14 protein-coding genes are annotated in these 18,974 nt (G+C 67.9%); 9 read left to right on the forward strand and 5 right to left on the reverse strand.

Going from position 1 to position 18,974, the window contains the following annotated elements:
• Window positions 1-2: 2 nt before the first annotated feature.
• The 5 genes from B3098_RS01555 to B3098_RS01575 are packed head-to-tail and all read left to right on the forward strand — an operon-like array spanning window position 3 to window position 6,604.
• The gene (locus B3098_RS01555; RefSeq protein WP_286890301.1) at window positions 3-1,673 is read left to right on the forward strand and encodes a hydantoinase B/oxoprolinase family protein; all 1,671 of its coding nucleotides are present in this window, start codon (window positions 3-5) and stop codon (window positions 1,671-1,673) included.
• A complete protein-coding gene (locus tag B3098_RS01560; protein WP_286890303.1) occupies window positions 1,670-3,718 on the forward strand; it encodes a hydantoinase/oxoprolinase family protein in 2,049 nt (682 codons plus the stop codon). Before B3098_RS01555 ends, B3098_RS01560 begins: the two co-directional genes overlap by 4 nt.
• A gap of 9 nt (window positions 3,719-3,727) precedes the next feature.
• Window positions 3,728-4,336, forward strand: a complete 609-nt coding sequence (locus B3098_RS01565; protein ID WP_286890305.1) for a cysteine hydrolase family protein — start codon at window positions 3,728-3,730, stop codon at window positions 4,334-4,336.
• Between the two features lie 44 nt (window positions 4,337-4,380).
• Window positions 4,381-5,730, forward strand: coding sequence for an FAD-dependent oxidoreductase (locus B3098_RS01570; RefSeq protein WP_414631253.1), 1,350 nt, complete (start codon window positions 4,381-4,383; stop codon window positions 5,728-5,730).
• A 10-nt stretch (window positions 5,731-5,740) separates the two neighbouring features.
• Entirely contained in the window at window positions 5,741-6,604 is an 864-nt protein-coding gene (locus tag B3098_RS01575) for an isocitrate lyase/PEP mutase family protein (protein WP_191578151.1), read from the forward strand.
• A 116-nt stretch (window positions 6,605-6,720) separates the two neighbouring features.
• On the opposite strand, the gene B3098_RS01580 is transcribed toward B3098_RS01575, so the two are convergent.
• A complete protein-coding gene (locus B3098_RS01580) occupies window positions 6,721-7,344 on the reverse strand; it encodes a chorismate--pyruvate lyase family protein (RefSeq protein WP_175138961.1) in 624 nt (207 codons plus the stop codon).
• Between the two features lie 159 nt (window positions 7,345-7,503).
• Here B3098_RS01580 and B3098_RS01585 point away from each other — a divergent pair, with 159 nt between their 5' ends.
• Window positions 7,504-8,235, forward strand: a complete 732-nt coding sequence (locus B3098_RS01585) for a pseudouridine synthase (protein WP_175126076.1) — start codon at window positions 7,504-7,506, stop codon at window positions 8,233-8,235.
• A gap of 87 nt (window positions 8,236-8,322) precedes the next feature.
• On the opposite strand, the gene B3098_RS01590 is transcribed toward B3098_RS01585, so the two are convergent.
• On the reverse strand, window positions 8,323-9,234 hold the full coding sequence (locus tag B3098_RS01590) for a LysR family transcriptional regulator (RefSeq protein WP_191578150.1): 912 nt from the start codon (window positions 9,232-9,234) through the stop codon (window positions 8,323-8,325).
• 349 nt (window positions 9,235-9,583) lie between these two features.
• On the opposite strand from B3098_RS01590, the gene B3098_RS01595 reads away from it, so the two are divergent.
• Genes B3098_RS01595 through adeC form a run of 3 tightly spaced genes read left to right on the forward strand, consistent with a single transcriptional unit; the run spans window position 9,584 to window position 15,448 of the window.
• Window positions 9,584-10,777, forward strand: a complete 1,194-nt coding sequence (locus B3098_RS01595) for an efflux RND transporter periplasmic adaptor subunit (RefSeq protein ID WP_175185213.1) — start codon at window positions 9,584-9,586, stop codon at window positions 10,775-10,777.
• A gap of 13 nt (window positions 10,778-10,790) precedes the next feature.
• A complete protein-coding gene (locus B3098_RS01600; RefSeq protein WP_175126077.1) occupies window positions 10,791-13,970 on the forward strand; it encodes an efflux RND transporter permease subunit in 3,180 nt (1,059 codons plus the stop codon).
• A complete protein-coding gene (adeC, locus tag B3098_RS01605) occupies window positions 13,970-15,448 on the forward strand; it encodes an AdeC/AdeK/OprM family multidrug efflux complex outer membrane factor (RefSeq protein ID WP_175138962.1) in 1,479 nt (492 codons plus the stop codon). The genes B3098_RS01600 and adeC overlap by 1 nt, the downstream gene beginning before the upstream one ends.
• A 126-nt stretch (window positions 15,449-15,574) precedes the next feature.
• Here adeC and B3098_RS01610 read toward each other — a convergent pair whose 3' ends face one another.
• From B3098_RS01610 to B3098_RS01620, 3 genes are all read right to left on the reverse strand, one after another.
• Window positions 15,575-15,826 carry a GlsB/YeaQ/YmgE family stress response membrane protein gene (locus B3098_RS01610; protein WP_062684813.1) on the reverse strand — a complete coding sequence of 84 codons (252 nt, stop codon included), beginning with the start codon at window positions 15,824-15,826 and terminating at the stop codon, window positions 15,575-15,577.
• Between the two features lie 112 nt (window positions 15,827-15,938).
• Window positions 15,939-16,553 (reverse strand): SCO family protein, encoded by a 615-nt coding sequence (locus B3098_RS01615; protein WP_175126079.1) that lies wholly within the window; start codon window positions 16,551-16,553, stop codon window positions 15,939-15,941.
• A gap of 172 nt (window positions 16,554-16,725) precedes the next feature.
• Window positions 16,726-18,792: a M3 family metallopeptidase gene (locus tag B3098_RS01620; RefSeq protein ID WP_286890319.1), complete on the reverse strand. Its 2,067-nt coding sequence runs from the start codon at window positions 18,790-18,792 to the stop codon at window positions 16,726-16,728.
• Window positions 18,793-18,974 lie beyond the last annotated feature (182 nt).

The following is an 18,974-nucleotide window of genomic DNA, read 5'->3' on the forward strand; positions in this document are numbered from 1 at the left end:
TCATGCTTGACCCCGTTACCCTGGCGGTCCTGAAGGGCCGCCTGGAACAGATCGCCGACGAAATGGACGCGACGCTGTACCGCAGCGCGTTCAACCCCATCATTGCCGAGGCCCATGACGCCTGCCACGGCATGTACGACGCCGCCACCGGCGCCACGCTGATCCAGGGCAAGTCGGGCCTGCCCGTCTTCGTGGGCGCGATGGCGTTCGCGGTGAAGGCGGCGGCCAAGACCGCGGCCGAGCGCGGCGGCATGACGGACGGCGACGTGTGGCTGTTCAACGATCCGTACGAGGGCGGCACGCACGCCAACGACTTCAAGCTGGTCAAGCCGGTGTTCCGCGGCGGCAAGCTGTTCTGCTTTCTGGCGTCGGCGGCCCACTGGCATGACGTGGGCGGCGCGGTGCCCGGCAACTACAACCCGGCCGCCACCGAGTGCTGGCAGGAAGCCGTGCAGATCCCGCCCGTGCGGATCGTGCGCGCCGGGGTGCTGGACCAGGACGTGTTGGCCATCCTGAAGGCGAACACGCGTCTGCCCGACAGCCTGTGGGGCGACCTGAACGGCCAGCTGGCCGCGCTGGAACTGGGCGCGCGCCGTTTGGACGGCCTGCTCGACGAATACGGCGACGCCACGGTGCTGGAGTCCCTGGACACGCTGCGCGAACGCGCGCGCCGCCTGATGCGCGACTACATCGCCCGCCTGCCGGATGGCGAATACGCTTTTGAGGACATGCTGGACAACGATGGCGTGCGCGACGCGCCGCTGCGCATTGCGCTCAAGCTGACCATCGCCGGCGACCGGCTGGGGCTGGACTTCACCGGCACATCGCCGGCGTGCGCGGGTCCGGTCAATATCTCGCGCGCCACGGCCATCGCGGCCTGCTATGTGGCGCTCAAGCACCTGTTTCCGGACGTGCCGGCCAACGCCGGCGTACTGGACGCAGTGGACGTGACGCTGCCAGACGGCCTGGTGATCTCGGCCGACCGCCCGCGTCCCGTGGGCGGCTACACCGAAACCATCCTGCGCATGATCGACGTGATCTTCTGCGCCATGGCCCAGGCCGCGCCGGACCGCGCGATGGCGCAGGCCTACGGCACGATCAATGCGCTGTCGATCGCCGGCTACCGCAGCGACGCCGCCCGCAAGGGCCAGCGCTGGGTCATGTTCAGCTTCTTCGGCGGCGGCCACGGCGGGCATTCGGATGGCGACGGCCTGAGCCACGGCAACGCGCCGATCTCCACCGCCACCATTCCGCCGCTGGAAATCCTGGAGGCCGCATATCCCGTGCGCTTCACGCAATGGGCGTTGCGGCCGGACTCGGCGGGCGACGGCGCGCACCGGGGCGGCCTGGGCGCCATCTATGAAATCGAATTGCTGGAAGACAGCGCCGAAGCCTTCATCTTCGGCGAACGCGGCCGCAGCGCGCCCAAGGGCATCGCGGGCGGCGGCCAGGCGGCGCTCAACGTCTTCCGCTATCAGCAGGACGGCCAGTGGCAGTCCCCGCCCATGAGCTCGAAGATGCTGGGCATCCGGCTGCAACGCGGCGACCGCGTGCGCCTGGAAACGCCGGGCGGCGGCGGCTATGGCGAGCCCGCGCGGCGCGATGCCGCGGCGCGCGAGCACGACCGCAAGATGGGCTATGTGAGCGACATTCAGAAGGAGCAGTCGGCATGAGCGCGGCGCAAGGTTTGGTGGTGGGCGTGGACGTGGGCGGCACGTTCACGGATCTGTTCGTGCTGGACGAGGCGGGCGGCAGCGCCCGCGTGGTCAAGGTGCCGTCCACGCGCGGCGAGGAAGCGCGCGGCTTCATGAACGGCATTGCGCGGGTGGCTGACGGCGCGGGCGACATCGCGACCATCGTGCACGGCACCACCGTGGGCACCAACGCGCTGCTGGAGCGCAAGGTGGCGCGCACCGGCATCATCACGACCGAAGGTTTTCGCGACGTGCTGGAAATGCGCCGGCGCGACCGGCCGCAAACGTGGGGCCTGCGCGGCAACTATGAACCCGTGGTGCCGCGCGACCTGCGGCTGGAAGTGCGCGAGCGCGTGCTGGCCGACGGCGCGCTGCACACGCCCGTCGATCTGGACCAGGTCGAGGCCGCGGCGCACGCGCTGCTGGAAGCGGGCTGCGACGCGGTCTGCGTCTTCTTCGTCAATGCCTACGCCAATCCGGTGAATGAGGCCCAGGCCGCCGCTCGCGTGCGGTCCATCTGGCCCAACGGCAACGTCACCGCCGCGACCGAGGTGCTGCCCGAGATCCGCGAATTCGAGCGCTGTTCGACGGCCGTGCTGAACGCGGCGCTGCAGCCGGTGGTCGGGAGCTACCTGATGCGATTGGAATCGGACCTGCAGCAGCACGGCTTCGAAGGCGAGCTGCTCGTGGTGCAGAGCAATGGCGGCGTCATGTCGCGCCAGACGGCGTGCGACGTGCCCGTGCGCACCGCCTTGTCCGGTCCGGCGGCCGGCGTCATCGCCTGCGCGGCCATCGCGCGCGCCGCGGGCTTTCCCAACGTGGTCACGGGCGACATGGGCGGCACCTCGTTCGACGTGTCGCTGGTAGCCGAGGGAGAGGCCTCGCTGTCGGCGCAGACCGCCATCGACTTCGGCATGGTCGTGCGCGCGCCGATGATCCAGATCGAAACCATCGGCGCGGGCGGCGGCTCGATCGCCAGCGTGGACGCCGGCGGCCTGCTGCAGGTCGGCCCGGAATCCGCGGGCAGCATCCCCGGCCCGGCCTGCTACGGCCGCGGCAACACCCGTCCCACAGTCACCGACGCCAACGTGCTGCTGGGCCGCATCGCCGCGGAACGCCCGCTGGGCGGTGGCCTTCTGGCCAAGATGGACGTCGAACTGGCGCGCGCCGCCATTGACGAGCACGTCGCGCGCCCGCTGGGCCTGGACGTCCACGCCGCGGCGGAGGCCATCCTGACCGTGGCCAACGCCAAGATGGCGGGCGCGATCCGCGTCGTCTCCATCGAACGTGGCCACGATCCGCGCAAGTTCGCCTACATGCCGTTCGGCGGCGGCGGCGCGCTGCATGTGTGCGCCATGATGAACGAGGTGGACGCCGCCCACGGCATCGTCCCGCGCTATCCGGGCGTGACCTCGGCGCTGGGCTGCGTCATGGCCGACATGCGCCACGACGGCGTGCAGACCCTGAACGTGGCGCTGAACGCGCTTGATGCGGCCGACCTGCTGGCCCGCATCGACGGGCTGGCGCACGCGTGCCAGGCGCGTCTGGATTCGGCGGGCGTGTCCTTCGAGGGCATCCGCGAAAGCATTGAACTGGACATGCTGTACGTGGGCCAGAGCCACACCGTGCGCGTGGAAGTGGGCCGGGCGGACCTCTCCCGCGACGGCATCGCCGCCGCGTTCGACCGCGCCTACCAGGCCGCCTTCGGCCGCAGCCTGACCGGCATTCCGGTCCGCATCCTGAACCTGCGCTATGCCCGCATCGGCCAGCGTCCCAAGTTCGATCTGGCCTTGCTGGCGCCGACCAGCACGGCCATGCCCGATGCGCTGGGCACTCAGCGGGTCTTTCACGCCGGGCAATGGCACGACGCCGTGCGCTACGCGCGCCTGGACCTGCCGGTCGGCGCTGAGGTGGCGGGACCCGCCATCCTCGAGCAGCCCGACACCACCATCTGGATCGAGCCCGGCTTCGCGGGCCGCGTCGATTCCCTGGGCAACATGCTCATCGCCCGCACCGCATCGTAGGAGCCCGCCATGCACGCCTTCGATCCCCGCACGACCGCGCTGGTCATCATCGACCTGCAGAACGACTTCCTGGCGCCGGGCGGCGCCTATGACAGCGGCGGCGCGGTCAGCCCGCAGGCAAGAGCCTTGCCGGCGCGCGTGGCGCCCGTGGCCCGCGCGTTGAAGGGGCAGGGCGGCTTCGTGGCCGCCAGCCAGTTCACGCTGTGGCCCGACGCGCACGGCGAGCCCATGATCTCGCCGCACCTCAAGCAATTGCGCCCGTTCCTGCGCCGCGGCGACTTCGTGGCCGGTTCAACAGGGCAGGCCAACGTGGCCGAGCTGGACGGGCTGGTCGACGTGTCGGTCTGGAAGGTCGCGTATTCGGCCTTCTTCAACACGCAGCTGGACTGGGTGCTGCGGCGCGCGGGCATCTCCAGCGTGGTGGTGGCCGGCATCGTCACCAACGGCGGCGTTGCCAGCACGGTGCGCGACGCCCACATGCGCGACTATCACGTGACGGTGCTGGCCGACGGCTGCGCCGCGCCCACGCCTGCGATGCACGAAGCGGCGCTGGCGGATCTGCGCACGGTGGCCGACGTGGTGACGTGCCAAGACGTGCTGGACAGGCTGAAGTCGTGAGTGCGCCAATCGTCAGACGGGGCGTCGCGCCCGGCGCAGACGCCATGCACGTGCCGGTCGCCATCATCGGCGCGGGCGCCTGCGGCCTGACCGCCGCGCTGCGCCTGGCCAGCGCCGGCATTGAGACGGTGCTGATCGAACGCGATGCCGTGCCCAGCGGATCCACTGCACTGTCGTCGGGCTTCATTCCCGCGGCCGGTTCTGCCGTGCAGCGGGCAGCGGGCATCGAGGATGACGCGGCGCGCTTTGCCGCCGACATCCAGGCCAAGGCGCACGGCACGGCCTCACCTGAATTGGTGGCTGCCTACACCGGTGCGGCTGCCGCGGCCCTGGACGGGCTTGCCGCGCACGGCCTGCGCTTCGAAGTCCTGGACGGGTTCCTGTACCCCGGCCACACCGCGCGCCGCATGCACACGCTGCCCGAGCGCACCGGCGCGGCGCTGGTCGCGGCCCTGGAACGCGCCGCGACCGAGGCCGGCGCCTATCTGCTGACCCGCGCGCTGGCGTGCGAGATCTGGACGGACGACGCCGGCCGCGTGACCGCCGTGGGCTGCGAACGCCCGGACGGCTCGGTCGACGTGATCGGCTGCGATGTCCTGCTGCTGGCCTGCAACGGCTTTGGCGGCAACGCCGCGATGGTCGGCGAATACTTGCCCGCCATGCGCGAGGCCGTCTATGGCGGCCACGTCGGCAACGACGGCAGCGCCATCCAGTGGGGCACGCAGCTGGGCGCGCGCCTCGCGGATCTGGGCGGCTACCAGGGCCACGGCTCCTGGGCCACGCCGCAAGGCGCGCTGATTTCCTGGGCGGTGATGATGGACGGCGGCGTGCAGATCAACCGCGAGGGCCGCCGCTTTCACGACGAGACGCACGGTTATTCCGAGGCCGCGGTCCACGTGCTGGCGCAGCCGGATTCGGTGGCCTGGAATGTCTTTGACGACCGCACACTCGCCCTGGCGCGCGGCTTTCCCGACTTCGTGCAGGCCGAGCAAGGCCAGGCATTGAAGACGTGCGGCGACGTGGCGGCGCTGGCCGCGCTGATCGGTTGCGATCCGGACGTGCTGGGCCAGACGCTGGACGCGGTCCGTCCCGGCGCGCCGGACCCGCTGGGACGCCGCTTCGAGCGCACGCTGCAGGCGCCCTACCACGCGATCAAGGTGACGGGCGCGCTCTTTCACACACAAGGCGGATTGGACATCGACGCGCAATGCCGCGTCCTGGACAACGCAGGCCGGGCGCTGCCCAACCTGCTGGCTGCGGGCGGGGCCGCCCGCGGCGTATCGGGCAACGACGTGTCGGGCTATCTGTCCGGCAACGGCTTGCTCAGCGCGGTAGCCGGCGGCCATATCGCCGCGGACACCGCGGCGGCGCTGCTCGGGCGCCGCCTGGATTAGGAAACCCAAGATGCAAACACAGAACCTGAAAGCGCAATTGGCGGCCGGCACGGTGCTGGCCCCCGGCGTCTACGACGCTTTGTCGGCGCTGGTGGCCGAGCAGGCGGGCTTTACCGCGCTGTACCTGTCGGGCGCGTCCATCGCCTACACGCGGCTCGGCCGCTCGGACATCGGGCTGACCACGTACACCGAAGTCGAAGACACGCTGGCCCGTATCGCCGAACGCGTGTCGGCCGCGGTGATCGTGGACGCGGACACGGGCTTCGGCAACGCGCTGAACACCCAGCGCACCGTGCGTGGCTTCGAGCGGGCGGGTGCCGCGATGATCCAGCTTGAGGACCAGACTTTTCCCAAGCGCTGCGGCCACCTGGACGGCAAGAGCGTGATTCCCGCCGCTGAGATGTGCGGCAAGCTGCGCGCCGCCGTTGATGCGCGGGTCAACGCATCCACGCTGATCCTGGCGCGCACCGACGCGCTGGCCTCCGAAGGGCTGGACGCGGCGCTGGACCGCGCCGAGGCCTATCTTGAAGCCGGCGCGGACGCGCTCTTCATCGAGGCGCTGCGCACGCCGGAACAGATGCGCGCCGCGTGCGACCGCTTCGCAGCGCGTGTGCCGCTGCTGGCCAACATGGTGGAGGGCGGCAAGACCCCGGTGCAGGACGCGGGCGCGCTCGCCGCAGCGGGATTTCGCATCGTCATCTTCCCGGGCGGCACGGCGCGCGCGGTCGCGCACACGCTGCAGGGCTACTACGGCAGCCTGCGCCAGCACGGCACGACGGGGCCGTGGAAGGACAGGATGCTGGATTTCGATGGATTGAATGACGTGATCGGCACGCCGGAACTGCTGGAGCAGGGGCGGCGGTACGAAGGCTGAACCCGCTGGCTGCGGGGGCAGGGTTCCGGTATCGGATTGGTGCGAGCGGGTGCGGCAGTAGCGGGTCGCCGCGTGGGCTGAACGTCTGGGCAACGGCCCGAATTCAGCAAGCCCGCTTAACGCGGCGTGCGCTGGTGCGGCACGAGCGGCGGCACGGGCTGGCCGGCGATCAAATCCCAGAAGTCCGGCAGGAAGCACTCGGCCACGAGCAACGGCTGGCCCTGGCGCCAGAACACCGAGCGCCGCGCCCAGATCCGGCCGGCCTGCAACGCGCGTGCCTCCGGCGGAAGAACGTCCGAGGCGGTGGCATGGAACGGCACGGGCGAGGCCAGGCGGCGGCACGCGAACGGTGACCGGATGACCGTGCTGTCGTGATACAGCATGTCGGCCAGCGGCCGGGTCAACAGGCGCCGCATCCCTTGCCAGGCGCCGTGCGACGCGGTCAGCGGGGTCAGGCTGCGCGCCGGCACGCTGTCCACGCCGTTCACGGACATCAACACCTCGCGGATCCACACCGGAGAGCCCGGCGCAATGCGCATCGCACGCGCCTCGTCAGCCGGCGCGCCGTCGGCGTACTCGGCCAACACCCGCAGACGCACCTGCCCGACCTGGCGGAGACCAGCGGTAAGCGCGCCCGGCCGGAACAGCCAGTGGCGTTGGGCGGGGGACAGAATGGCCGGGGCTTGCGCCAGCCAGCCAGCGGCGAGAGGGGGGCGATGGGCTGCGGGTTGCTTCGTCATGGCTGCGTATTATGCCAAGCCGCGCCCGAAGGCCGTCTGCGTCGCAATGCCGCAGGGCAGGGGACGCTGGCCGTTCCGCGCTGGACGGCCGCACCGGCCGACTGCACTGGTCCTCTGCACTGGAGGTCCGCACCGGCCGACCCGCATACAATACCGCCCATGGAAAAAGTACGTATCTCCAAGCTCATGTCCGAGCGCGGACTCTGTTCACGCCGCGAGGCGGACAGCTATATCGAGCGCGGCTGGGTCCGCGTCGACGGCGTCGTCGTGTCCGAATTGGGCGCGCGGGCCTATCCCGACCAGGAAATCACGCTGGAGCGCGCCGCGCATGCGCGCCAGACTTCTCGCGTCACCATCCTCATCAACAAGCCCGTGGGCTATGTCTCCGGCCAGGCGGAAAAAGGCTACACGCCGGCCGTCGCCCTGATCGATTCCCGCTCCCGCTTCGCCAACGACCGCGCCCCGCAGCGGTTCGAACGCGCGCACCTCGAAGGCCTGGCCGTCGCTGGCCGCCTGGACATCGATTCGCAAGGACTCCTCGTCCTCACGCAGGACGGCCGCGTCGCCAAGCAGCTGATCGGTGAAGACTCCACGGTCGACAAGGAATATCTGGTCCGCGTTCAAGGCGAGCTGTCCGACAACGGGCTGGCCCTGCTGAACCACGGACTATCGCTGGACGGCAAACCGCTCAAGCGCGCCCAGGTGCGCTGGCAGAACCACGATCAACTGCGTTTCGTGCTGCGCGAAGGCAAAAAACGCCAGATCCGCCGCATGTGCGAACTGGTGGGCCTGAAGGTGATCGGCCTGAAACGCGTACGCATCGGCCGCGTAGCGCTGGGTGATCTGCCGCTGGGCCAATGGCGCTATCTGCGCGACGACGAATCGTTCTGAGCCGGGGGCGGACACCCACCGTCCCATTGGTCACCTGACTCGACAACACTTGTCGGCGGCCGAAGGATTTTTCAGTCTGTTTCGATCTCAGCGGGATTTCATGAAACCGGGCGTATCCTTCGCTTGCCAGTGGCTGCCCAGGCGCTCCATCAGGAATTCGATGAAGATGCGCGTTTTGGCGGGCAGCAGCCGCGTCTCCGTGACCGCATGCACCGGAAACGGTCCCAACTGCCAATCCGGCAGCACGCGCTGCAACTGGCCTGACTGCTGTTCCGACATCTGACCGCCCACCAGCACCGCAATGCCCGCGCCCAGCATGGCCAGGCGCCGGGCCATGGCGACGCCGTTGACGGAAAACCGGTTGCCCGGCGTGAACTCGATGTGCTGCTCGCCGTTCGTAAGCGGCCAGCGCGTCACGCGGCCGGCGCCTTCCGCGCGGAACTCGATGCACTCGTGCCGGGTCAGGTCGCTGGGATGCTTCGGTTCACCGTGCTTTTCCAGGTAATCGCGCGAGGCATACAGGTAGGCAGGCAGCATGCCCAGCAGTCTTGCAATCTGGGTCGAATCGGGCAGGTCGCCGATTTCGATCGACACGTCGCAGGTCTGGAACACGCGAGACGCGTGGTCCGGGTTCGCGAGGTCCAGGAAAAACGTCACATCGGGATAGCGCCGGGAGAACTCCATGAACGACTCAGCCAGGAAATCCGTGCCGAAATCCGCGGGCATGTTGACCCGCAGCGGCCCGGTGGGCGTGTCGACCAGCTTCTGCAATTCTTCATGGGCGATCTGCGCTTCGGCCACGATGCGCTGGCAGCGTTCGAAATACAGTCGCCCGGCATCGGTCAGTTCCACCTTGCGCGTGGTGCGGCTGAGCAGCCGCAGCCCCACGGACCGCTCCAATTCGGCCACCTGGCGAGACAAGGTCGACTTGGGGACGCCCAGCGTTGCCGCAGCGCGGCTAAAACTGTGCGTTTTGGCGACCTCGACGAAGAGTTCCATTCCCTGTAGGCGTTTCATGGCGCGATTTTGTCACAGTGCGGATCGCACGATTGTCCCATAAATGGAATGATGTTTTTTCAACATGCCCCTTTGTTTCTAAAGCGGGATAACTCAGAATGCGAGTTCTGCAATGCAGCAATGCGATAAACGTCCAGCCTTGCGTGTTCTACGCGAATCCACCCAGGTCGAACGCCACGGACCGCGCCAAGACGGTCTGACGGGCTGATGTTCTTCGCAGAATCGCCCCAGGCAAAACGGCCTTTCACGGCTATCAGGCACGCGGCGCATGCGCGGCGTGGGGCTACCTTTATTGAAATCGGGAATGCAATCTATGAATAAGAAAAGCGCTATGTGGCGCGGTGCGGCCGTTGTCGCGCTGACGGCATCGGCCCTCACACTGGCCGCTTGCGGCAAGAAGCAAGAGGCGCCTCAGGGCGGCAAGCCGCAAGTGACGGTCGTCACATTGGCGACGCAGCCCGTTTCCCTTACTACCGAACTGCCCGGCCGCACCTCTGCGTTCCGCGTCGCCGAGGTCCGCCCGCAGGTCAACGGCATCGTCCAGAAGCGCCTCTTCACCGAGGGCGGCGAGGTCAAGGCGGGCGAACAGCTCTATCAGATCGATCCCGCCCTCTACCAGGCCAACGTCGACAGCCAGAAGGCCGCGCTGGCTCGCGCCCAGGCGCAGCAAAAGACCGCCGCACTGCTGGCCGAGCGCTACAAGCCGCTGGTCGCCACCCGCGCGGTCAGTCAGCAGACCTACGACAACGCCGTCGCCTCGCGCGATCAGGCCGCCGCCGACGTGCTGTCGGCCAAGGCGGCGCTGGACACGGCCCGCATCAATCTCGTCTACACCAAGGTCTTGTCGCCGATCGACGGCATCATCGGCCGCTCGGCCGTGACCGAAGGCGCGCTCGTGACTGCCAACCAGACTAGCGCGCTTGCCGCGGTGCAGCAGATCGACCCCATCTACGTCGACGTCACGCAGTCCAGCGTGCAGCTCCTGCGCCTGCAGGACGCGCTGGCCACCGGCCAGCTCAAGAAGCTGGACGGCGAGCAGGCCGCGCAGGTCACGCTGACGCTGGAAGACGGCTCGCAATACAAAGAGTCCGGCAAGCTGCAGTTCTCCGAAGTGACCGTGGACCCGGGTACCGGCTCGATCACGCTGCGCGCCGTGTTCCCCAACCCCGACCGGCGCCTGTTGCCCGGCATGTTCGTGCGTGCGCGTCTGGCTGACGGCGTTGCCGCCGACGGCCTGCTGGTGCCGCAACGCGGCGTGACGCGCAATCAGCGCGGCCAGCCGACGGCGCTTGTCGTCAACGCCAAGAACCAGGTTGAACTCCGCGACCTGAAGACCGACCGCGCCATTGGCGACAAGTGGCTCGTCACCGACGGCCTGGCCGCCGGCGACCGCGTGATCGTGGAAGGCCTGCAGATGGTCCGCCCCGGCGTTGAAGTGGTCGCCACCGAAGCCGGCGCCAAGGCCCAGCCGCAAGCGGCCAATGCGCAGGGGGCCGCTGCCCCCGCCGCGCCGGCCAAGCAGTAATCAGGAGCCACGCATGGCAAAGTTTTTTATCGACAGGCCGGTTTTTGCCTGGGTGATCGCGATCGTGCTGATGCTGGCCGGCGCGCTGTCCATCCTGCAGCTTCCGGTCGCGCAGTACCCCAACATCGCGCCGCCCGCCATCGGCATCGCGGTGACCTACCCGGGCGCGTCCGCGCAGACCGTGCAGGACACCGTGGTGCAGGTGATCGAACAGCAGATGAACGGTCTTGATGGCCTGCAGTACATCTCGTCGGAAAGCAATTCCGACGGCAGCATGTCCATCACGCTGACCTTCAAGCAGGGCACCAACCCCGACACCGCGCAGGTGCAGGTCCAGAACAAGCTGGCGCTGGCGCAGCCGCTCCTGCCGCAGGAAGTGCAGCAGCAGGGCATCCGCGTCACCAAGGCCACGAAGAACTTCCTGATCGTGGCCGGCTTCGTGTCCACCGACGGCACGATGACCAAGGACGACCTGGCCGACTACGTCGCGTCGTACGTCCAGGATCCCATCAGCCGCACGCAGGGCGTGGGCGACTTCCAGCTTTTCGGCTCGCAGTACGCGATGCGGATCTGGCTGGACCCGGCCAAGCTCGTCAACTACGGGCTGACCACGGTCGACGTCACCACCGCCATCAAGGAACAGAACGTCCAGGTCTCGTCCGGGCAATTGGGCGGCCTGCCGTCCGTGCGCGGCCAGCAGCTCAACGCCACCATCATCGGACCGTCGCGCCTGCAGACGGCCGAGGACTTCGGCCAGATCCTGCTGAAGGTCAACTCCGACGGTTCGCAGGTGCGCCTGCGTGATGTCTCGCGCATCGAACTGGGCGGCCAGACCTACGCCATCGACAGCTTTTACAACGGCAACCCGGCCTCGGGCCTGGCCATCAAGCTGGCGCCGGGCGCCAACGCGCTGGACACGGCGCAGGCGGTGCGCGACACCATCAACAACCTCAAGCCGTATTTCCCGCCGGGCATGGACGTCGTCTATCCGTACGACACGACGCCGTTCGTCAGCCTGTCGATCCATGAAGTGTTCAAGACGCTGGTCGAAGCCATCATCCTGGTGTTCCTGGTGATGTACCTCTTCCTGCAGAACTTCCGCGCCACCATCATTCCCACGCTGGCCGTGCCGGTGGTGCTGCTGGGCACGTTCGGCGTGCTGGCGGCGTTCGGCTATTCCATCAACACCTTGACGATGTTCGGGATGGTGCTGGCCATCGGCCTGCTCGTCGACGACGCCATCGTGGTGGTCGAAAACGTCGAGCGGGTGATGGCCGAAGAGGGGCTCACGCCCAAGCAGGCGACTCGCAAATCCATGAGCCAGATCACCGGCGCCCTGATCGGCATCGCGATGGTGCTGGCGGCCGTGTTCGTGCCGATGGCGTTCTTCGGCGGCTCCACGGGCGTGATCTACCGTCAGTTCTCGATCACGATCGTGTCCTCGATGGTGCTGTCCGTGATCGTCGCCATCGTGTTCACGCCGGCGCTTTGCGCGACGCTGCTCAAGCCCATTCCGAAGGGCCATCACGGCGCCAAGAAGGGCTTTTTCGGCTGGTTCAACCGCACGTTCGAGCGCAGCAGCAACGGTTACGCCAATACCGTCGCCCGCGGCCTGAACCGCACCAAGCGCCTGATGGTCGTCTACCTGGCGCTGGTCATCGCGATGGGCTGGATGTTCACCCGCATCCCGACCGCGTTCCTGCCGGCCGAAGATCAGGGCATCCTGTTCGCCCAGATCCAGACGCCGGCCGGCGCCACCGCTGAAGCCACCAAGGCCGTCATCGACGACGCCACCAAGTACCTGCTGACCGAAGAAAAGGACGCCGTCACCTCGGTGTTCGCGGTCAACGGCTTCAACTTCGGCGGCCGCGGCCAGAACGCGTCCATCCTGTTCATCAAGCTGCGGGACTGGGAAGAGCGCGGCGATGCCAGCCTGAAGGCGGCCGCCGTGGCGGGACGCGCCAACGCGCACTTCGCCAAGACGGAACGCCGCGCGCAACTGTTCGTCGTGCCGCCGCCTTCCGTCATGGAACTGGGCAACGTCACCGGCTTTGACTTCCAGCTGATGGACCGCGCCGGCGTGGGCCACGAGAAGCTGCTTGCCGCGCGCAACCAGTTGCTGGGCGAGGCCGCTCAGAGCCCGGTGCTGGCGGGCGTGCGTCCCAACGGCATCGAAGACGCGCCGCAGTACCAGCTGGACATCGACCGCGAAAAGGCCCGCGCCCTGGGCGTGGCCGTGTCGGACATCAACAGCACGCTCGCCACCGCATGGGGTTCGTCGTACGTCAACGACTTCATCGACCGCGGCCGCGTGAAGAAGGTGTTTGCGCAGGGCGAGGCATCCTCGCGCATGCTGCCGGAAGACCTGAACAAATGGTACGTGCGCAACAAGGATGGCGACATGGTCCCGTTCTCGGCGTTCTCCAGCGCAACGTGGAGCTTCGGCCCGCAGAAGCTGAACCGCTACAACGGTGTGCCGTCGTACAACATCCAGGGCCAGGCGGCGCCGGGCTACAGCTCGGGCGCAGCCATGGAAGAAATGGAACGCCTGGCGGCCAAGTTGCCGGTCGGCGTCGGTTTCGAATGGACCGGCCTGTCGTTCGAAGAACGCCTGTCCGGCGCCCAGGCGCCCGCGTTGTACGCGATCTCGCTCATCGTGGTGTTCCTGTGCCTGGCGGCGCTCTATGAAAGCTGGACGATTCCGTCCGCGGTCATGCTGGTGGTGCCGCTGGGGATCATCGGCGCGCTGCTGGCGACGCTGCTGCGTGGTCTGTCCAACGACGTGTTCTTCCAGGTGGGTCTCTTGACGACAATCGGGCTGGCGGCCAAAAACGCCATCCTGATCGTGGAGTTCGCCAAGGAGCACTATGAAGCGGGCGCCAGCCTGACCGAGTCGGCCATTCACGCCGCCCGTCAGCGTCTGCGTCCCATCCTGATGACGTCCCTGGCGTTCATCCTGGGCGTGACCCCGCTGGCGATTTCCAGCGGCGCGGGCTCGGGCAGCCAGAACGCCATCGGCACGGGCGTGATCGGCGGCATGCTGACGGGCACGTTCCTGGCCATCTTCTTCGTCCCGGCCTTCTTCGTCATCATGCTGCGCGTGTTCAAGGTCAAGCGCATGAGCGAAAACGTCGACAAGCACGACACCAGCGCCAAGGGGCCGCACGACGTGCCGGCGGAGGGTCAACCGTAATGAAACTCCAGATGAGAACCTTGCTGTCTGTATCCCTGGCGGCGGCCCTGGCGGGCTGCTCGCTGGCCCCCACGTACGAGCGTCCTGACGCGCCCATCGACGCCGCGTATCCCACGGGCGCCGCCTACAACGCGGCCCAGGTGGCCGCGCCGGGCGGCATGGCCGTGGCCGACATCGGCTGGCGCGACTTCTTCGGCGATCCGCTGCTGCAACAGCTGATCGAGCAGTCGCTCGTCAACAATCGCGACCTGCGGGTGGCGGCGCTGAATGTCGAGGCCGCGCGCGCGCAGTACCGCATCCAGCGCGCCGACCTGGCGCCCAGCATCGGCGTGGCGGGGCAGGGCTCTGCCCAGCGCACGCCGGCCGACCTGTCGCCCAGCGGCCAGGCCACCACCAGCCACAGCTATCAGGTGGGCGCTGCCATGTCCGCCTGGGAACTGGACCTCTTTGGCCGCATCCGCAGCCTGAGCGATCAGGCGCTGGAATCCTACCTGGCGCTGGACGAAACGCGCACGGCGACGCAGCTCACGCTGATCGCCGAGGTGGCGAATGCTTACCTGACGCTGCGCGCGGACCAGGAGCTGCTCAGCCTGACGCGCGACACGCTCAAGAGCCAGGAAGATTCCTACAACCTGACCAAGCAGAGCTACGACCAGGGCCTGTCCACGGCGCTGGACCTGAGCCAGGCCGAAGTCTCGCTGCGCACGGCCCAACGCAACCTGTCGCAATACACGCGCCAGGCCGCGCAGGACCGCAATGCGCTCGTGCTGCTGGTCGGTCAGCCGCTGTCGCCGCAGATGGCCACGGCGCTGGACAACGCGGTCAAACTGGACGACAGCATGCTGCCGACCACGCTGCCCGCTGGCCTGCCGTCCGACCTGCTGACCCGCCGCCCGGACATCCGCGCGGCAGAGCATCAGCTCAAGGGCGCCAACGCCAACATCGGCGCGGCGCGTGCGGCATTCTTCCCGACCATCAGCCTCACGGGTTCGGCCGGCACCGCCAGCGCCAGCCTGGGCGGCCTGTTCGACGGCGGTTCGGGGGCGTGGAGCTTCGTGCCCCAGATCACCGTGCCGATCTTCGCGGGCGGCTCGCTGCTGGCGGGGCTGGACCTGGCCAAGGTGCAGAAGAACATCCAGGTGGCCCAGTACGAGAAGTCGATCCAGACGGGTTTCCGCGAAGTCGCGGATGCGCTGGCCGGCCGCGGCACGCTGGACGAGCAGATCCAGGCCCAACGCCTGCTGGTGGACGCCAATCAGCGCGCGTATGACGCGTCGGAGCAACGTTTCCGGCAGGGCATCGACGACTACCTGAGCGTGCTGGATTCGCAGCGCTCGCTCTATACCTCGCAGCAGGCGCTGGTCGACACACGCCTGGCGCGCCTGACCAACCTGGTCACGCTGTACAAGGTGCTGGGCGGCGGGTGGACGGAACGCACGGCGGCGGCGCCTGCTGCGCCGGTCACGCCGGCGGGCTGACGCTACCATAAGCGGCGCGCTGGGCGCCGCTTATGGGCTGCTTAACGGGCCATTCCTGGCGCCTGCAATGCAAAACGGGCCGATCTCGCGATCGGCCCGTTTTTCTTTGCGTGCAGGACGCAGACGTCAGGTGCGCTTCTTGGCGATCAGGCCCACCACGAACAGCACGATGATCGCGCCGACGACGGATCCGATCCAGCCAGCGGGTTCGCCAGGCGCATACCAGCCCAGCGATTGACCCAGGAAGCCGGCCACGACGGCGCCGATGATGCCCAGAATGGTGGTCATGATGATCCCCATGTTCTGGTCCCCGGGCATGATGGCGCGGGCGATCAGACCCACGATGAACCCGACGATGATCATGATGATGATGCTCATGCGCGTACTCCTTACTAGGGAAAAGGGGGCGAAGTGGATTGATGATACCCACGGATACCCGCACCCCGTACGCCACCGTTGTAACAACTGGTGTGCGGACCTGCGCGCCGCGTCAGGAGGTCAGGTCGATGAGCTGGCGCACGTCCTTGGTCAGCGTCTCGATGCTGTCGGTGTCTGAGGCCAGCAGGCGCGCCTTGCCGTCCTTGTCGAAGATGTACACGCCGCGGCTGTGCGTCACCTCGTACATGTCGGCGTCGTCCCCGGGCCGGGGCTTTTCGATCTGGTAGGCCACGCGATAGCGGCGCGCCAGGTCAGCCACTTGCCGTTCGTTGCCCGTCACGCCAATGGCGTTGTTGTTGAAGGCGTTGACGTAGGCCTGCAGGATGTCCGGCGTGTCGCGGTGCGGGTCCACGCTGACGAACAGGATGCGCACGTCCTTGGCCTTGTCGCCCAGGTTCTGCAGCACCGCGGTCAGCTGCGCCATGGTCGTCGGGCAGATGTCCGGGCAACTGGCGTAGCCAAAAAACAGCAGCACGGTCTTGCCCTTCAGGTCGTCGCTGCTGACCGTCTTGCCGCCCGCGCCGGGCAGCGAGAACTTCAGGTCGGGCAGGTGGCCCTTGACGTTGTAAAGCGTCCAGTCCACGTTCCTGTCGCCGCAGGCGGCAAGAAACACACACAAGCTCAACAGCAGTCCGCGAAAGAAGCGGCCGGTAATCAGGTGTCGCATGGGTCCAGTAGCCGGAAGGGGGTAAACCTTTTGGATTCTACCTGCAGGATCTGAGGAGAGTGGCATGCGGCTGCAATGCCTTGTGCGCGCGCAAGCGCAGGGCAGAAAAACGGCCCGCTCGATGGCGGGCCGTTCAAAGTGGGGCGAGTTGCGCCGCTGGCGACCCAAGGTGTCAGCCAGCCGTCATCCCGCTATGGCGCAGCAGCGCATCAATGCGCGGCGCGCGGCCGCGGAATGCGGCGAACGATTCGGCCGCCGGGCGCGAGCCGCCGACGGCCAGCACTTCGCGGCGGAAGCGCGCACCCGTCTCCGGATCCAGCGTGCCCAGCGCGTTGCCGGCCTGCTTGGCAGCGGCTTCCTCAAAGGCCTCGTAGGCATCCGCCGACAGCACTTCGGCCCACTTGTAGCTGTAATAGCCCGCGCCGTAGCCGCCCGCGAACAGGTGCGAGAAGGCGTGCGGCAGGCGATGCCATTCGGGCGGGAACAGCACGGCAACTTCCTTGCGCACTTCCTGCAACAGCGCCAGCACCTCGGAAATCGACGCGCCCTTGCTGCGGTCGTGCATCAGCATGTCGAACAGCGCGAACTCAATCTGGCGCACGGTCTGCATGCCGCTCTGGTAATTGCGGGCGGCGACCAGGCGGTCGTAGAGCGCGCGCGGCAGCGGCTCGCCGGTGTCCACGTGCGCCGACAGCTTCTGCACCACGGCCCATTCCCAGCAGAAGTTCTCCATGAACTGCGAGGGCAGTTCGATGGCGTCCCATTCCACGCTGGCAAACGCCGCGGCGCCGGGCTCGTCGACTTCGGACAGCAGCGCGTGCAGCGCGTGGCCGGTTTCGTGGAAGAGGGTGATGACGTCGTCGTGCGTCAGCACGGCCGGACGGTCGCCGTTGGGACGCGAGAAATTGCAGGTCAGGTACGCGATCGGCGTCTGCACCTTGCCGGCCACGACGCGGCGCGTGCGCTCGCTGTCGACCCAGGCGCCGTTCTGCTTGCCGGCGCGCGCGTACAGGTCCAGGTACAGGTGGCCGATCAGCGCGCCTTCGGGGCTTTCGACCCGCACGCCGCGCACGTCGCCGTGCCAGGACGATACGGGCGTTTCGGTCAGGCGTACGCCAAACAACGTCTGGATGACGTCAAACAGGCCCGCCAGCACGCGCGGTTCGGTGAAGTATTGCTTCACCTCGTCTTCGGAATACGCGTAGCGCGATTCACGCAGGCGTTCCGAGGCGTAGGCCACGTCCCAGGGCTGCAGGCTGTCCAGCCCCAGCTCGCCGGTGGCGTAGGCGGTGAGTTCCGCCAGATCCCGCTGCGCGTACGGTTTGGCGCGGGCGGCCAGGTCGCGCAGGAACACGGTGACTTCGTTAGCGTCGCGGGCCATGCGCGTCTGCAGGCGCAGCGCGGCGAAGGTGCCCAGACCCAGCAGGCCCGATTCCTCGGCGCGCAGCGCCAGCAGTTCTTCGATCAGCGGGGAGTTGTCGAACTTGGCATCGCCCTGTTCGGACGCGACCGTGCCGTAGCCGCGGTACAGCGCCTCGCGCAGCGAGCGGTCCTTCGCGTACTGCATGACGGGCAGGTAGCAGGGCATCTTCAGCGTGAGCTTCCAGCCAGCCTTGCCGTCTTCCTCGGCGGCGGCGCGCGCGGCGGCAACGACGTCGGCCGGAACGCCGGCCAGGCGGCTTTCGTCTTCAACGATCAGCGACCACGCGTCGATGGAATCCAGCACGTTTTCCGAAAACTTCTGCGACGCCTGGGCCTCGCGGTCGGAAATCGCGGCATAGCGTTCGCGGTCGGCGCCTTGCAGTTCGACGCCGCTCAGGCGGAAATCGCGCAGGGCCATTTCGACGATGCGGCGGCGCACCGGCGACCAGGACGCGAAGTCGGGTGCGGCAGCCAGCCGCTGGTATTGCTTGTACAGGCCTTCGTGCAGGCCGACCCAGGTCGAAAACTCGGTGACCAGCGGCAGGGCGGCGTTATAGGCCTCGCGCAGTTCGGGCGTGTTGACCACGGCATTCAGGTGGCCAGCCACCGACCAGGCGCGCCACAGGCGCTCGGACGCGGTGTCCAGGGGCTCGGCCACGGCTTCCCAGGTGGGCGCGAGCGCGGGGTCGGCGGCGTGGTCGACGGCCTTGCGGGCAATGCCCAGCAGTTCCTCGACGGCGGGCACGATGTGCGCAGGTTTGACGGCCGCGTAATCGACCAGTTCGGACACGGGGGCGAGCAGGGGGTTCTGGGTCATGGTGTTACCGGCTTATGAGTGGCAGGCGGCGCGTCAGGCGCGCCGGCGAAGGCGATAAGGATCAGGTGAGGGCGATCGGCCTGAACGCAAGGCCTGACCAAGGGGATGGCCCATGCGCCGGGCCTGCCGACGATAGGATGGTGTTCGTCACCCATTTGCGGCGGGTGTCTGACACCCATGAG

The sequence above is a fragment of the Achromobacter sp. UBA2119 genome, from assembly GCF_002331005.1.
GTDB lineage: Bacteria > Pseudomonadota > Gammaproteobacteria > Burkholderiales > Burkholderiaceae_B > Achromobacter > Achromobacter animicus.

What these genes read in the sequence shown, in the direction of transcription:
- B3098_RS01570 (WP_414631253.1), top strand. Translation starts at nt 4,381, where the DNA reads ATGCACGTGCCGGTCGCCATCATCGGCGCGGGCGCCTGCGGCCTGACC.
- B3098_RS01595 (WP_175185213.1), top strand. Translation starts at nt 9,584, where the DNA reads ATGTGGCGCGGTGCGGCCGTTGTCGCGCTGACGGCATCGGCCCTCACA.
- B3098_RS01615 (WP_175126079.1), bottom strand. Translation starts at nt 16,553, where the DNA reads ATGCGACACCTGATTACCGGCCGCTTCTTTCGCGGACTGCTGTTGAGC.
- B3098_RS01585 (WP_175126076.1), top strand. Translation starts at nt 7,504, where the DNA reads ATGGAAAAAGTACGTATCTCCAAGCTCATGTCCGAGCGCGGACTCTGT.
- B3098_RS01565 (WP_286890305.1), top strand. Translation starts at nt 3,728, where the DNA reads ATGCACGCCTTCGATCCCCGCACGACCGCGCTGGTCATCATCGACCTG.
- B3098_RS01580 (WP_175138961.1), bottom strand. Translation starts at nt 7,344, where the DNA reads ATGACGAAGCAACCCGCAGCCCATCGCCCCCCTCTCGCCGCTGGCTGG.
- adeC (WP_175138962.1), top strand. Translation starts at nt 13,970, where the DNA reads ATGAAACTCCAGATGAGAACCTTGCTGTCTGTATCCCTGGCGGCGGCC.
- B3098_RS01610 (WP_062684813.1), bottom strand. Translation starts at nt 15,826, where the DNA reads ATGAGCATCATCATCATGATCATCGTCGGGTTCATCGTGGGTCTGATC.
- B3098_RS01620 (WP_286890319.1), bottom strand. Translation starts at nt 18,792, where the DNA reads ATGACCCAGAACCCCCTGCTCGCCCCCGTGTCCGAACTGGTCGATTAC.
- B3098_RS01575 (WP_191578151.1), top strand. Translation starts at nt 5,741, where the DNA reads ATGCAAACACAGAACCTGAAAGCGCAATTGGCGGCCGGCACGGTGCTG.
- B3098_RS01590 (WP_191578150.1), bottom strand. Translation starts at nt 9,234, where the DNA reads ATGGAACTCTTCGTCGAGGTCGCCAAAACGCACAGTTTTAGCCGCGCT.
- B3098_RS01555 (WP_286890301.1), top strand. Translation starts at nt 3, where the DNA reads ATGCTTGACCCCGTTACCCTGGCGGTCCTGAAGGGCCGCCTGGAACAG.
- B3098_RS01560 (WP_286890303.1), top strand. Translation starts at nt 1,670, where the DNA reads ATGAGCGCGGCGCAAGGTTTGGTGGTGGGCGTGGACGTGGGCGGCACG.
- B3098_RS01600 (WP_175126077.1), top strand. Translation starts at nt 10,791, where the DNA reads ATGGCAAAGTTTTTTATCGACAGGCCGGTTTTTGCCTGGGTGATCGCG.